This is a genomic window from Humiphilus diazotrophicus, from assembly GCF_059726315.1.
The window spans coordinates 1,888,737-1,903,786 of sequence record NZ_AP040870.1 but is presented as its reverse complement, the minus strand read 5'-3'; the positions used below and the strand labels follow the sequence as shown (position 1 = coordinate 1,903,786).

Annotated in this window: 8 protein-coding genes; 3 read left to right on the top strand and 5 right to left on the bottom strand. The window is 50.5% G+C overall.

What is annotated here, in order from left to right; genetic code table 11:
* Window positions 1-5: 5 nt before the first annotated feature.
* Window positions 6-1,469 carry a M16 family metallopeptidase gene (locus AC6I7T_RS09020; RefSeq protein WP_497793033.1) on the top strand — a complete coding sequence of 488 codons (1,464 nt, stop codon included), beginning with the start codon at window positions 6-8 and terminating at the stop codon, window positions 1,467-1,469.
* Window positions 1,470-1,611: 142 nt separating this feature from the next.
* On the opposite strand, the gene dgoD is transcribed toward AC6I7T_RS09020, so the two are convergent.
* The 3 genes from dgoD to AC6I7T_RS09005 form a co-directional block, all read right to left on the bottom strand.
* Complete coding sequence (dgoD, locus tag AC6I7T_RS09015) at window positions 1,612-2,781, bottom strand: galactonate dehydratase (RefSeq protein WP_497793032.1); 1,170 nt, start codon at window positions 2,779-2,781, stop codon at window positions 1,612-1,614.
* 74 nt (window positions 2,782-2,855) lie between these two features.
* Window positions 2,856-4,286 carry a sugar porter family MFS transporter gene (locus tag AC6I7T_RS09010; RefSeq protein WP_497793031.1) on the bottom strand — a complete coding sequence of 477 codons (1,431 nt, stop codon included), beginning with the start codon at window positions 4,284-4,286 and terminating at the stop codon, window positions 2,856-2,858.
* Between the two features lie 7 nt (window positions 4,287-4,293).
* Entirely contained in the window at window positions 4,294-6,702 is a 2,409-nt protein-coding gene (locus AC6I7T_RS09005) for a glycoside hydrolase family 2 protein (protein WP_497793030.1), read from the bottom strand.
* A 525-nt stretch (window positions 6,703-7,227) separates the two neighbouring features.
* Between AC6I7T_RS09005 and AC6I7T_RS09000 the strand changes: the two genes are divergently transcribed.
* Entirely contained in the window at window positions 7,228-10,641 is a 3,414-nt protein-coding gene (locus AC6I7T_RS09000; RefSeq protein WP_497793029.1) for a TonB-dependent receptor, read from the top strand.
* Here AC6I7T_RS09000 and AC6I7T_RS08995 read toward each other — a convergent pair.
* Both AC6I7T_RS08995 and AC6I7T_RS08990 read right to left on the bottom strand, forming a co-directional pair.
* Complete coding sequence (locus tag AC6I7T_RS08995) at window positions 10,638-12,680, bottom strand: beta-L-arabinofuranosidase domain-containing protein (protein WP_497793028.1); 2,043 nt, start codon at window positions 12,678-12,680, stop codon at window positions 10,638-10,640. The two genes, AC6I7T_RS09000 and AC6I7T_RS08995, sit on opposite strands and share 4 nt — an antisense overlap.
* A 16-nt stretch (window positions 12,681-12,696) precedes the next feature.
* Window positions 12,697-13,620, bottom strand: a complete 924-nt coding sequence (locus AC6I7T_RS08990) for a dihydrodipicolinate synthase family protein (protein ID WP_497793027.1) — start codon at window positions 13,618-13,620, stop codon at window positions 12,697-12,699.
* Between the two features lie 338 nt (window positions 13,621-13,958).
* Here AC6I7T_RS08990 and AC6I7T_RS08985 point away from each other — a divergent pair, with 338 nt between their 5' ends.
* Window positions 13,959-14,987 carry an alcohol dehydrogenase catalytic domain-containing protein gene (locus AC6I7T_RS08985; protein WP_497793026.1) on the top strand — a complete coding sequence of 343 codons (1,029 nt, stop codon included), beginning with the start codon at window positions 13,959-13,961 and terminating at the stop codon, window positions 14,985-14,987.
* The last annotated feature ends 63 nt before the right edge of the window (window positions 14,988-15,050 follow it).

Below are 15,050 nucleotides of genomic sequence, written 5' to 3'. Positions count from 1 at the left end.
TAACCGTGAAAAAACTATCGACTTCTATGAAGCTCTTCCTTTCTCCTGTTCTTGTGGCTGGTCTTGTTGTTTCTTCTGCTTTTGCCCAGAATGCTTCGCAACAGGAGAAGTCTAGCCTCACCCGTCTAAATAGGGCTCCCGTTTCAAATGAGGTGCTGAAGGTTCATCTGCCTCGCGCTGTCAAAACGACCTTGCCGAATGGCGTTCGGTTACTGGTTCTGGAGGATCATCGTTTCCCTTCAGTCTCTATTGAGATGGAAGTTGATGGAGCAGGGGCACTGTACGATCCTGCCAATAAACCCGGCTTAGCACAAATGACGGCCACCTTGATGAGGCAAGGCACCGCGACGCGTTCTAGCCGCGAGCTCTCCGAAGCCATTGAGAAACTGGGTGCACAGGTCAGTGTGAGTGCCATGCCGACTCGGCCTGAAGCTTCTGTCTCTGCTTCGGGGTTGAAGGACAACTTCGATGAATGGCTGGCTATCTTTGCGGATGTGGTTCTGCATCCATCCTTCCCGGAGAATGAACTTGCGATTGCCAGACAGCGTCAGATTGCGGCTTTGCAGCAGCAGTTCTCGACGCCGACCTTCCTGGCCAACAAGTATTTCCGCAAGGCAATCTATGCAGATTCTCCCGCGGGCGTTGTGAGTGCGACTCCGGAGAGCCTCACCTCACTCACCGTGGAACAACTCAAGCAGTGGTACGGGCAACGTTACACCCCTCAGAACTCAATTCTAGTTATTGCCGGCGATATCACTGTTGCCGAGGCAAAGAGCAAGATCGAAAGTGCCTTGAAGGATTGGAAGAAAACCGATCTTCAGCTTTCGATTCCCGCAATGCCTAAAGCCGCAACTTCAACCAAGGTCGTTCTGGTTGACCGTCCAGGTTCGGTGCAGACAAATCTTCTACTTGGAAACCTGGGAATCGATCGTCGTAATCCGGATTACGTTGCTCTCACGGTCACGAATGGAATTCTTGGGGGTGGCACCTCAGGCCGTTTGTTTATGAAGCTACGCGAGGAAAAGGGGTACACCTATGGAGCCTACAGCCGCTTCGACGCTGGGCGCTATCCAGGCGTGATTGTCGCCAATAGCGAAGTTCGGTCCTCCGTAACAGAAGGTGCTCTGCAGGAGTTCTTTAATGAGTTCCATCGCTTGGCCGAACAGCCGACTCCTGGGGAAGAATTGAAACGACGTCAACGTTCGATTGTGGCGAGCTTTGCACTCTCTCTGGAATCTCGTCCTTCCCTGATGTCGTATGCTCTGGTGACGGAGCGCTACGGCTTTCCTGAGAACTATTGGGATGACTATGCCAAACAGGTAATGGATGTAACGCCTGCCGATATCCAGAAGATAGCAGCGAAATATCTTACTCCTTCGGCTGTGCAAGTGGTTGCTGTGGGAGATCCGAGCATTAAGCCCGCCCTGGCGAAATACGGTGCGGTCGAAGAGGTCGCTCCTACAAAGTAGCTCTTTTCGCTTCGCCAGACGCCTCGGAACTTGATTGTTCCGGGGCGTTTGCTTTTCCATGTAACAAGAATGAGCGCGTCATCAACCGTCACGTCAGAGCATTTCTCGTTCAGGGCTACATCGAAGCCACGCGAGAAATGCTCTAAAAATCGAGAACGGCTCCATCCGGGGCTTGCGCTGTGGTCGTTAGGATAATCTCCTGTTTGAAGGGATGCTTTGCCGCTTGCTCTTCGTCCACTTCAATACCTAATCCTGCGGCATCGATCTTTTGCCAATATCCTTTCTCCGAAGTGAGTGAGTGCCTTACTACATCCCAGCGCCAGGGGACATCGGCCAGCATATCCTCTTGGATAAGAAAGTTTGGAGTCGAGAGCGCAAAGTGCAGAGCGACTGCATTTGCGACAGGCCCAAGGGGATTATGCGGGGCGACACCCATATAGTAGGTCTCCGCCATCGCTGCAATCTTTTTTGCTTCCAGCAATCCTCCGCAATGGCATAGGTCCGGTTGGATTATATGGCAAGCCTGTTTTTCGAAGATTTCGCGAAACTGATGGCGGGTGACCAGCCGTTCTCCTGTAGCGATCGGTACCTTAACAGCGTTGCGTACTTGTGCCAAAGCATCGATATTTTCCGGAGGTACGGGCTCTTCACAGAAATATGGAGCATATTCGGCGATTGCCTGAATGTATTGAATTGCAACTGCCGGGTAGGTTCTCCCGTGGAAGTCGATCATGATATCGATGTTGTCGCCCAGTGCGAGGCGAAGCTTTTCAATTGTCTGGGCGAAACGTTTCGTGTAATTCACACCCATCAGAGGTTCCGAGAAGGGAACACAGACCACCTTTACCGCGGTGTAGCCCTTTGCCACCACTTCGAGCGCAAGATCGATCAGCGGTGCGGGATCGAAGGTATCGTAGACAGCTCCCATTTCTCCGCCGCCCAAATGTGTGTACATTCGAACTTTGTCACGAACATTGCCGCCCAGGAGCTTATAGACCGGAACGTTGAGTGATTTCCCCAAGATATCCCAGCAGGCATGTTCTATGCCGCTGATTGCACTCATTCCTATAACTCCTGGACGGAAGAACGAGGCACGGTAAAGCTTCTGGTAGATATGCTCGATGCGGGTTGGATCTTCTCCGATGATGAGTTGGGCAAGATCTTCAATAGCGCCTACTACCGATCGTGTTTTGAGCTCCAGACTGGCTTCGCCCCATCCGTATAGACCAGCCTGATCTGTTTCCACCTTTACAAGTACCCAATTTCTCGACTCTGCATTGACTACGACCGATTTAATTTGCGATATCTTCATCTCTTCTTCCGCCCGCCTTTGAACTCAGTCTGTTGTGTCGATTCCCCTAGTGTGTTTTCTCTGTCATCAGGATCTTAAGCTCCTGTGATTTCACGTTCGATCTGCTCCAGGCTTTTTCCTTTTGTCTCCGGAACAAAGCGCAAGACGAAGAAGAACCCGATCAGGCAGATTGCTGCATATATAGAGAATGAGCCGGTAAGTCCGATCCCTTCGGAGATGATAGGGAATGTGTATGTCAGCACAAAGCATGCAATCCATAGGGCCGAAACAGAGATCGATACGGCCACACCACGAACTTGATTGGGAAATAATTCGGAGATCAGGATCCAAGTAACCGGAGCCAGAGAGAGACCATAGCCGCCAATGGCGGTTAGCGTTAGTGTAAGAGGAAAGGCTCCTTTGTATCCCAGGTGGTAGGAGATCCCGATCAAGGTATGGCAGAAGGCGAGAGAGAGGCATCCGAACAGCATCAACGGCCGTCGTCCGAATCTATCGACAATCGCAAGAGCCAAGATAGTAGTCAACATGCTGATCGATCCGGTTGCGATGATATTCAACATTACATTGCTTACCCCGTACCCTGCCGCCGTATAGATTTCCTCCGCGTAGTTGTAGATCACATTGATACCGCTGAATTGTTGCAAGACCGCGAGCGATGCTCCGATTGCAATGATCTTGGCAACTCCGGATTGTGCCCAATTTCGCCATTCGAGCTTGCTGGTCTCTGCCTCCGAGGTTGCTTGTATGCTGGAAAGAGTGGCTTGCGCGTATTCGCTGCCCCCAATTCGGGATAAAGTTTTTTCGGCTTTGTCCTTGTTTCCTTTGAGCGCTAGCCAGCGGGGACTCTCCGGGATAATAAGTGATCCGGCGAAGAAGATCATCGCAGGGATTGCAACCGCACTAAACATCCATCGCCATCCGTATTGACCATTCCACGACAATCGAATTGTCTCGCTCGATGCTCCCTCGGCTACCTGCTCTGCTATTGCCCAATTCACTATCTGGGCCATTACCACGCCAACGGCAATTCCCAACTGATATATCGCTACCAGTCTGCCCCGCCACTGAGAAGGACTTACCTCGGAAACGTAGGTTGGCGAAAGGTTGGAAGCCATTCCAATGGCAACTCCCCCGATAATTCGCCATACAACAAATAGATCGAAGCGATAGGACCAACCGGTAAGAATTGATGAGACAGCAAAAAGCAATGCGCCGGCGATCAGCATCTTCTTCCTGCCGATCTTGTCACTTAGCGCTCCGGAGAGCAGCGAGCCCGCAAGACATCCCAGCAGTGCGCTACTGTTTGCCCAACCAATGGCGTAAGCGCTTTGCAGTTGGAAGTAGCGTTCGTAGAAGGGCTTTGCTCCTCCAATGACAACCCAGTCGTATCCGAAGAGCAATCCGCCCAATGCTGCGATCACCGTAATGAGCAATACATAGCCCAGGTTGAAATGAACATTCGGCAGTGGTTTATCGAGCTCTTGAGCATTTTCTATAGGTCTCACAAATACCTCACCGACTCTCCGCAGTGATGGCGAACAGCAGCAGGGGGGATTGCCCCGGGGATAGCGAAACAACGATTGATTCGACATTAGTGCTATTCAACTCAATCGTGTGAAGAAGGACCTGGTACCTTTCTCGTGCGGGATCCTTGGTGAAGAGGATTGCCCTCTGTGCGATGGTGGGTTCCGGCGCTATTCGCGTAGCACGATAGATGAGATTGGCTGTGCAAACTTCAATTCCATTACGCAATGGAATCTGTTGTGCAGAGCCATTCTTATATTTCACCTGGTATTCGGCGACTTTTGCTTCCGGAGTTCCTGTAACGGGGTACCCGCCAGGTAGAGTCACCTGACCCAGAATATGAAGGCGCTGGCATTTCCTCTGTATTGGAATTTCTAGCTTGGGGAATTCTGGAGTTACAACCAGAGGTTGTGCATAACCTTCTTTTACCGGGCATTGGAAAGGAACACCCAGAATCTCAATTGCTGTGTTTTCCCAAAACCTGAAATGACGTCCGATTCGATCCCACTGGCCTTTGTTCATCCAGTCGGTATCCCAGTATCGAATCATGTGTTGTTCCAGCGCCTGCCAGCTTTGGCTTGTCGAAGGGAGGTCTGCGATTGCCTGCAGATCGATGGTGTGTGTTGCTGGATTTGAAGACCACGGAGGGCGGCGAAGTGGGACAATCACTGGGGCTGAAGGTGAAGGGAAGAGGTGCTGATCCTGGTATTGTCCTCGAAAGAGTTGAACTAGTTGAGAGTATTCCTCATTTCTACGCTCTCTCGATTCGCTTACAACTCCTGATTCCACAATTCCATCCAGCATCTCCGCGTCGATTCTGGCGAACTGCGGAAAATCGTTCCAGGAGAAGAAGACCTCACCAGCCAACTTATCTTCCTCCATCATCTTAAGAATCCGATCACATTGCTGTGGGAGGATGAAGTCAGACTGTCCTACCGCTCGCCCACCCCATTCGTCAAAGACAAGAGGCTTACTTGAGCTATACCTCTCGCAGACCTGATCGAAGCGATGTAAGTCGAAGGTATAGGGATGATCGCTGTAGAAGTCCATTCCTGCTTCGTCGAAGAGTGGTTTTGCCTTCTGAACGGGACGATAATTGGCAGCTGATACAAAGCGATCGATGGCATCGAGCTGCTTGCACATGGTCCGCCCCTTCTTCAGAAATTCCACTGTGTTGTCCGACTCATTGCTGAGAAGCCATGCAAAAACGGAGGGCGAGTTCCAATCGCGCCGGATTGTACGCCCAAGGATATTGAAGCCCAGTTCAGTAATCGATGGCCTCATGGTAGCGAAGTCTACTTGCCAAAATCCAGGTTCCTCACAGACAAATATTCCGAGCTCGTCCGCTAGTTCAACCATGTAGCGGTCCTGTGGAAAGAGATGAAGCCTCACGAAATTACAACCCATCTCCTTCATTCCGCGCATATCGAACGCCATCTGTGTCCGTGTGAGGGTAAAGCCCTGGTCTTTCCATGTGCCCAGCCATGATAGGCCATGAAGCTTGAACTTCTCTCCATTCAGATAGAAGTTTGATCCGCGAGCTTCCAGCTTGCGAAAGCCGGTTTTGAATTCGTAGTGATCGGAGCCTGCATTTGTTTCCAAGGAGAGCTTTGCAGCATAGAGATTAGGATGGGTCGGAGACCACAAGTCCAGCGACGGTACTTCAAAGGATAGTTCCGGCTCACTTGTTCCTGCAGGTATGCTTATCGCGCGCTCGACGGTGGCCACTTCCTTTTCTTGACGGAACAATACGAGTCGTAATTTCCCTGTAAGAGCTTCTAGGGAAGAGAGAAATGCAGTGGCTCGACACTTTGCCAGCTGGAATGAATCGGGTAGCTCATAGCTAAACCGGACGTTTTCGATATAGGCGGAAGGTCGCAACTCGATAAAGACATCCCGAATAATCCCGCCATAGGCTTCCCAACCTAGATTGACGCCAAGTTCTATCTCGTCTTTACCCTTTCCGTCCGGTTCGGCCTGCAGATCGTAGATAAGTACGGAAAGCTCGTTGCTCTCCGGCCGCAGATAACGGGTGATATCGAATTCGTAGGGGGTGTAGGGTCCCATGATTCCCAGAAGCGTTCCGTTTACCGAAACATGCGCACGATAAGTGATTGCTTCGAAGCGGAGGATAGCTCTTGTCCCGGACGATAGATTTGAAATAAAGAAACTTCTTCTAAGTTCATAAGTGCCAAAGGGATGTTGAGAGGAGGGGATCTGAATCCGGTCATAGAGAAGACCTCCTACGCGGCGTTCCCATATTCCTCCAAGATCGATTCGCGCACGCGTGCCGCCGTGAGCAGCTGGCTTCTCTGTTTCTCCGTGGCTGATTCCGTGTACTGCTGCCAGTACGCCAGACACACCAAGAGATTTACATAGCTCGCGACGAGTAATCATTCTTGCTCCTTCAACGATTTCTCGACGGTTAAGATGCAATCTGCGCCGTCGTAATGTCCATAGCACGAAAGAGTTTGCCTATTCGTGGTGCTCGAAATTATCGAGTTCAGGTTGGGATGTTGTCAATTAATTCGGAATGCATTCCGAATTATTGCTGAACATTGCGAAGTCACCATCTTCCATGTCACGCATGATGTGCGTAAATAAAAGAAAACATGATAAATAAGTTCTCAGTTTTTCTTTCTTGCATATTTTGCGGAATATATTCCGATAATCGTTGACACACTGCTGGAGAGTTTTCTAGTATTCCGTCTGCTCGACGTGGATTCCCAACCGCGGCAGCATCTGCCTCATAGAAAGGCGATTCCGTTGCAGCGGCATAGGGCATTTTAGGTTTTCGTATGGTCCTTCAAAGAGCCGTGCAGTGCGATTATTCCTCGAAGGGACGGCCATAAACATCGATTCCCGGTCCACATCGAAACCCAAGATGCTGTAGCCCTCGATGAGCAATGGAGGACTTCCCCAGTGAAAATCTGCAAAGTGTGGATACGCTTTTACAGCATATCGTTCGCAATCTTCAATTTATTAACAGTCTTTGCCTTTGCCCAAACTGGCAATTCAGGAATTACCGGGACCGTCTTCGATACACAGGGAGCAGCGATCGCCGGTGCTCAGATTGTTACGACAAATACAGGAACAGGCCTACGTCGTTCCGTAACAAGTGCGGAAAACGGAACTTATGTGGTGCCTCGTCTTCCTGTAGGAATCTATTCCCTTGCTGTTTCCCAAGCAGGGTTTGGAGCTTTTAGCCAAACCGGAATCGTTTTGACGTCCGATCAGCTAGCGACGGTGAACGTCACTCTTCAGGTTGGAAGCGCACAGCAGACAGTGAATGTGAGCGCGAATGCCGAAATGCTGGAGACTGCCACGCCCGAATTGGGGCAGACCGTAAACCAGACGTCTGTAGTAAATCTGCCTCTGAATGGCCGCAATCCTGCGGGGTTGGTCCTGCTTACTCCCGGAGCGGTGAATGGGGTAGCACTCGGCCCTATTGTGAATCAAACCAATGTGTCGAATCCGAATGATACAGGTGCTTCCATCAATGGTGGGCGGCAGGGCAGTGTTTTCTACTTACTAGACGGAGCTCCGAATATGGATTCGGGCAATCTGTTGGGAAACCCCTTTCCGAATGCCGATGCAACGGAAGAGTTTCGTGTCATCAGCAACAACTTCAGTGCTCAGTATGGTTTTGCTCCGTCTGCTGTGGTGAGTATTGTGTCGAAAGGCGGAACAAATAGTTGGCATGGGACTGCTTTTGAATTCTTGAGAAGCCATGATTTTAATGCTTCCAATTGGTTTAGCCACCAAACAGATAAGCTCACCCGCAACCAGTTCGGCGGGGGACTCGGTGGGCCTCTAGTCCACAATAAGTTGTTTATCTTCGGAAATTATCAGCGGACGCCGGAATCCAACAGCACCAGCGGGACTTCGGCGTTTGTCCCGAACAATAAAATGCGTGCGGGTGATTTCAGTGACTTGCTGACAGGAAAGACGACGAACCTATGTGGCACTGGTGGACCTTCGAATCTGGACTTTGATCGCGGTCAGATATTCGTTCCCAGTCGCGGTACCGCTTTTGTATGTCCTCCGGGCAGTGCGCAAGCTGGCACGACCGTTTTCATCAAACAACCAATTTCCGGCAATAACATTAACAGTGTTCCTGGCCTGGCTTTGGATTCTGTAGCCACGGGCGTTCTCTCAACCTATCCGAGGACTACTGCGACAAACGGGCAAATACTTCTGCCAGGATTTTCTCGACACGATGTCACCGACGAATACACAATTCGTGGCGACTATGCGATCAACGATAAGCAGAGGATCACGGGAAGAGTGTTTTATCAGCACTTCAATCTTTCCCCTTTTACCGGTAATGGAAATTTGCTGGAAACTACCAGCTCCTGGTCGACACCCTTCATTAGCTACTCCGGAAATTGGACGTGGACGATCCGGCCGAATCTGCTGAATACTTTTATCGTCGGATGGAGCCGTCATATCGATGACAGCTTTCCTGCTGAGCTTGTCGATGGCAAGCCTGTTTCGTGGGCTACCTATGGTGCAAAAATCAACTATCCGACGGAATATGTACAGAATATCGAGAGTGCCAGCATCACCGGTTGGTCAATCTACAGCGGTAACTCAAACGTGCAGCGTCGCCACGCTCTTTCCTTTACCGATTCGCTGGATTGGACCAAAGGAAAGCATATGGTCATCCTTGGGTCCGATGTGCTCCGTTATGACTGGTGGGATGCGACCGACTACGATGCTTCTCCGGTAATTCAATTCAATGGACAGACGACGGGGCAGAGCATTTCCGACTTCATGTTGGGGTATATCGACAACTTCACGCAGGGTGGCGGCGTAGACGATAAGTCAAGAAGCTGGAATATTGCTCCCTATATTCAGGAGGCTTATCGCGTTAAACCGAATCTGACATTGAATGTCGGTTTGAGGTGGGAACCGTATCTTCCTGCTACTTTTCGAGGAGATAGAGCCGTCGCTTTCCGTTCTGGACAACAAAGCACCCGCTATCCGAATGCGCCTGCTGGACTGGTCTATCCTGGAGATTCCGGAGTCAACAAAAGCGGTGGAATTGCAACTGACTGGCTATCGTTCTCGCCTAGAATCGGCTTAGCCTGGCAGCCGGGATGGTTGCATGGTACATCGATCCGTGCTGCCTTCGGCATCTTCAATGCTCCCATTCAGAATAACTATTTTCAGCACAACAGTATGACTGCGCCTTTCTGTAGTGTTATCAATTTTGGCTACCCAAATGTGAGCGGATTGATCAGGCTGGCAGATCCCTGGGCAAGCTATGCGCCATCAGGCTATACGAGTCCTTTTCCGCCGTTTTGTTTCGGGGGGAACAACCCCTCACAGAATGTGCAGTTCCTCACCCCGGTTTCCATTACCAATACTTTTGCTCGTAGATTTAGTCTCGGTAAGGATCAGACATGGAATGTTTCGGTCCAGCAGGAATTGTCTCAGAACCTAATTCTTCAAATTGCTTATGTCGGTAGCCAGACATATCATTTGCCGATTCAGTTGCAGGCGAATCCCTATGTCAATAACACGCTGAATCCACTGCGAATCTATCCGCAATTTTCCACGATTCAGGAAGTTGCTTCCTGGGCAACGGCTTCGTACCACGCCCTTCAGCTTAGCTTGAATAAACGTCTGTCGCGAGGTCTGCAACTTACCTCAAACTATAGCTGGTCAAAGGGCATCGATACTGCTACACAGGCAGACGTGGCTTTTTCGAATCCTGTAGGATCGGAGGCTGCCTCCGGACCGGGTTCGTGGAGAAATAATCGGGGGATTTCCAGTCTGAACATCCCTCACAACTGGAATACCTACTTTATCTGGCAGGCGCCAACTTTGCAGCAAAACAGGCAGCTTGTACGCCAATTGATAGGTGGCTGGCAGATTAGTGCGATTGTCTCCGTACATTCTGGAACGCCCTTTACTCTATCCGGGGGATGCACCGGAGATCAGTCCCACACCGGCATTGGAAATGAAAGGGCTGATTCGGTCCCAGGGCAGCCTCTAGATCTAAAGCAGGGCTCCGATCAGCATTGGGTGAATCGCTACTTCAACCCGAATGCCTTTACTTGTGCTGCACCTGGAAGTTTTGGAAATACATCGAGGAACTTCTTGTCGGGGCCGGGCTTCTATAACTGGGACACCGGATTAGGGAAGAGCTTCCCCATTGGAGAGAAGTATCATGCTCAGTTCCGGTGGGAATTGTTCAATGCTCTCAATCATCCGAACTTCGGAGGGCCGGGAAGTACACCGGGGACCGGAGCATTTGGCAAGATCACTTCTCTGGCCAATTCCTCAGCTCCCCGAGTTATGCAGTTCGGGTTTAAATTCGATTTTTAAAGAATCTTATCCAGAGGGAAGACCGTTACACGTAGCTCCGTTGATCCATACGGAACGAGTGTAATGGTCTCCGGCTGCTTATCTGTTTCAGGATTCGTGGGCACAGGTGGGGTGAATTGAGCTTTGGGATCGTCTTGCGAGGTCAGCATTTTCCATGACGGTACTCGCTTTGCCGGGATACGAAGGCGTATCGGAGGATTCAGCCACGGATCATCTGTAGTCGCTGTATGTTCGACTTGCACGACGGACTCCAGGCGATCTTTGCCAGGAGAGAGTGTGTAATTCCATTCACCCTTCGGCATGGCCGACCATATTGGATAATCTGGAGTTGACCAATGCGGTTCTACGGACGAGGTCCATGTGGCTTCAATCGGCAACGAATAGACTAGAGGTCCTCTTTCCAGTGCCACTCCGGTATCGGGCCAGAATGTACTCTGGATCTCCATGGGTAAGTGCAGTGTGAGTGTGTCGTTGGAGTGGAACATCATCCGAAGCTGCACAAAGCCTTTTTCTATCATTGGAACTGGCAGAGCCTTTCCGTTGAGCGCAAGTTTTGGTCTCTTGCACCATTGCGGAATTCGTAACAGCAGTGGGATCTGTGTTGGGCGATCTACATGAAATGTAAAGTGAATCTGATCGTCGAATGGATATTCCGTTTGCTCTGTGATTTCAAGCTCTTGTCCTGCAATGTGTGTTTTTAGCGTACACGGCCCATAGAGCGTTGCTGCAAGACCTCCTTCTCCATGTCTCATCCACATGCGAAGCGCGTAGTTTGGCAAAATTCGATGAACATTTCCAGCACAGCAAGCGATGTGTTTTGCAGGGTTCGGAGCGAAGTTGAAACGGTCCTCTTCTCGCTTGCCTATATGATTCGAATATCTGGTGGCCAGGATTTGATTAGGGCTTGAGAAGTACTGTAAGGCTTTCCAGTCATTCTTGATGGTACCTAAAGCTGCGTTGAAGCAGGCGCGCTCAATACGGTCTCCCCAGATGCCCGCGCCCGATGCCATCAGTTCGTAGCCCCATGTCCACATATGATCAACGATGTCGCAGGTTTCGTGTGCGTCCCTTCCCGTTCGCTCAGAGTAGAACTCGGAAGTTGAAGGAATTCCATCGACCAGCATGTGATGAGCAAAGACCCGTTCCTGTGCTGCAAGACCAAGCTGTAGATAATCCTGTTTCCCTGTATAGAGATAAAGCAGGGTAGGCAGTTTGGATTGTTCTGCGTAGCTCACACCGTGCGCCTTGATTGGCAGCCCTGAAAGAATCCTTTCTCTGCTTAGATCTCCATCTCCGGCAAGACTCGGTGCAATCGATTTTTCATAATCGAGCCACGTCTTCTCTGCGAGTTCTAGCAGACGGATGTCACCGGTGTATCTGTAACTCCACAGCATTGCTTCAATGTTGGTGACATCCCTTACTCTCTTTCCGTATTCGGCTGTGTCCACAAGGTAATGCTTGCGAAGAGCTACTGCGAAACTTGAGTCGTGTTTGAAATCTGCGTATGCAGCAACGCCTCTGAAAAAAACTGTGTGCGGCCATCGGTAGGCATTCCCTGTAGGGGAGGAGAAGTTTGCCGGACCTAGATAGCCATCCTGGCGAGGGTGGTTCAGTGTGTAGAAGATCGGGGCACTTGCAGTCTTGAGCAAATCCTCATCTTGCAAGGTAATCGCCAGACGAGTTGCGCCATCGATCCAATAAGCGGTCTGCTCCCATGGTCCCCAAACATCGAAACTTTCAGTGCCTTCTGTCTTGGTTTCTCCATTCCAGTAGGGCCAGGTAAAGGGCCAGGAAACTCTTGGCAAGGCTTTCGTTAAGCCATCTGCCTGCCTTTGCAGAAGGGATCGGAGCCAGCCTTGAGGAAGAATCTCCCCAGGGGGAAGTTCGTGAAGAGCGCCATAGTAAGGATGATTCTTCTCTCCGATTGCTGGAAGGCACGCCAGGAGTGTTGTTGAACCCGCAGTTGCAGCAGCCAGTTGCAAAAACTCACGCCGCGTTGGTTGAGGACTGGACTTGTGAGTTTCATCCTGGTCTGCCATTGGCAAAAATCTCCCATCATGCGGAAAGCTTTGAACTCTCTTGTGACACAGTTTTGAAATCTAGAAGATAGGCACGTAGTTTCTCCGGCATCTTCAGATAAATTTCGTCGAGCGTCTGTTCTTCTTCCGGAGTAAGAGGTCTTCTAGGTGGAACACAGGCTCCAGTGCTCAGTCCTGACTTTGCCAGAAGATATCTGGTCGAAGGTACTAGTGGAGACCGAAAGATGAGCTCAAGCGTTGGATTGATGAGTCTCTGGAGAGCCGCTGCTTCAGCCCATTTACCTTGAGTCCCAAACTCGAAGATAGAAACGAAGAGTGCTGGAAACAGGTTGTAGAAGGTTCCTATTCCACCTGTAGCTCCCAGAATCAGTCCTGCTACCAGCTGCTCATCCCGTCCGTTGTAGACCAGCTTGCCGCGGTCGCGAATAAGCGAGAGGAGATAGACATTGTAATCGGTGAATTTGAATCCGATCACATTGGAAATGGAGCAGAGATCAAGCGCCCGCTCGGGAGTGAGCTCGGGGCAAGATTCCGGGTGATGGTAAAGCAGAAGCGGCAATGGACTTGAGTCTGCCAGCTTTTCGTAATAACGACGGATCTCCTTATAGGAGTATGCCCCAAGGGGAGGCAGACTTGAAATCGCGTGTGCTCCTGCTCTATGCGCATGCAGTGCGAGTTCAATGGCATCGGCGGTCGAGTTGGCGCCGACATGGACGACTACCTGCTTCGCGGGAGGAGAGAATCGAACAGCAGCTTCAAGTACCTGCATGCGTTGGTGTAGTGGCTGTTGCATTCCTTCGCCACTCTGTCCCAAGACATAAAGACCATGCACGCCTGCGGCGTAAAGAGCAGCGATGTGTCTTCCGTATGCATCCTCGTAAAAAGATCCATCGGTATGGAATGGCGTAACAATCGCTGGCAATATTCCGGTGAAATCCACATTCCCTCCTGGGCAGGTTTTGAATGGCGTGTTTGGCGGATTGCGTAAAAGCGACACACGACATCGAACATGAGAGTCTCAATTTACGAGCGAGAAAAGTCTAGGATTAGGCTCTGTTCTCTGTCAACATTTTGCGGAATATATTCCGAATAATTAAATAGGCGATGAAATAACATATGTTTATGGGGTGCTGCTGTTGTCTGAAATGCGGAATGCATGCCGTATATTCTTGACACTGCGAAGCTCTGAATGAGAATCTTGGCGCTGATATGAAAGCTGTTGCCGTTTTTCCGCGGGAACGTTTGGTTCGGATTATCGACTGCTTGGAGCCCGAGCTCATGATGCCGGACCAGGTGAAGCTACGCATTTTGGAAGTAGGCGTTTGCGGGACCGATCGCGAGTTATGTCACTTCGAATATGGCACTCCACCGGAAGGGCAGGATTATTTCATTTTGGGGCACGAGATGCTAGCGGAGGTCTTACGCTGCGGAGATGCTGTTAAGGATCTTGTTCCTGGAGATCTGGTCGTAAGCGCGGTTCGATTGCCATGTGATGATGCCAATTGCTTTCCCTGTCATGAACACCATCAGGACTATTGCGTAAGCGGCAGGCATCGTGAGCACGGTATCAAGGAACTCGATGGATTCATGGCTGAGTATGTCGTGGAGCGGCGGAAGTATCTGTACAAGGTTCCTTCGGAGTTGAGGTCGGTAGGCGTATTAGTTGAACCTCTTACGATAGCTGAAAAAGCCTTTGCCACTTTGAACGCGTCGCAATCGCGATTCTTCTGGAGAAATGAGAAGAGCCGTTCTGCAGTGGTCCTCGGTGCTGGTCCTGTAGGGATTCTTGGGGCGATGAAATTCTTGCGGGAAGGGTATCGGACCTATGTCTACTCTCTTGAAGATCGAGAGAGTGCAGCAGCGCAGCTGATTGAATCTATCGGTGCGAGTTATATTTGTTCGCGGGAAGCATCCGTAGATGAGCTAAAGGATTGCGTTGGCAGGATCGACGTTGTGTATGAAGCGTTAGGCGCAGCACAGGTCTCTATCGACGTGCTGCAGTGTTTAGGACCCAACGGCACCTACCTATTTACGGGAGCACCCCCGCTACATACTCTTGATGCGTTTCGTCCTGAGTCTCTGATTACGCGAATGGTTCGAGAAAACCAGGCTGTTATTGGAATTGTGAATGCGGGTGCCGATCAATTCCGATGTGCGATCTCCGACCTACAGCTCTTCAAAAACAGTTGGCCAGAAGCTTTACTGAAGTTGATCACTAAACGGGTAGGTATTGAGGACTTTGCTCAGGCGGTTGACGTGCAGGCCGGAGGCATGAAGCGGGTTGTTGCTATTGTTCAAGGCCATTAAGTTCGAGTTGGATCTTGCCGGACGAGAAGATTTAGTTTCGTCTCTCGCAAGCTTAGTCGCTGA

Coding starts and splice junctions, on each gene's coding strand:
- dgoD (WP_497793032.1), bottom strand. CDS start 2,781: ATGAAGATATCGCAAATTAAATCGGTCGTAGTCAATGCAGAGTCGAGA.
- AC6I7T_RS08985 (WP_497793026.1), top strand. CDS start 13,959: ATGATGCCGGACCAGGTGAAGCTACGCATTTTGGAAGTAGGCGTTTGC.
- AC6I7T_RS08995 (WP_497793028.1), bottom strand. CDS start 12,680: ATGGCAGACCAGGATGAAACTCACAAGTCCAGTCCTCAACCAACGCGG.
- AC6I7T_RS09005 (WP_497793030.1), bottom strand. CDS start 6,702: ATGATTACTCGTCGCGAGCTATGTAAATCTCTTGGTGTGTCTGGCGTA.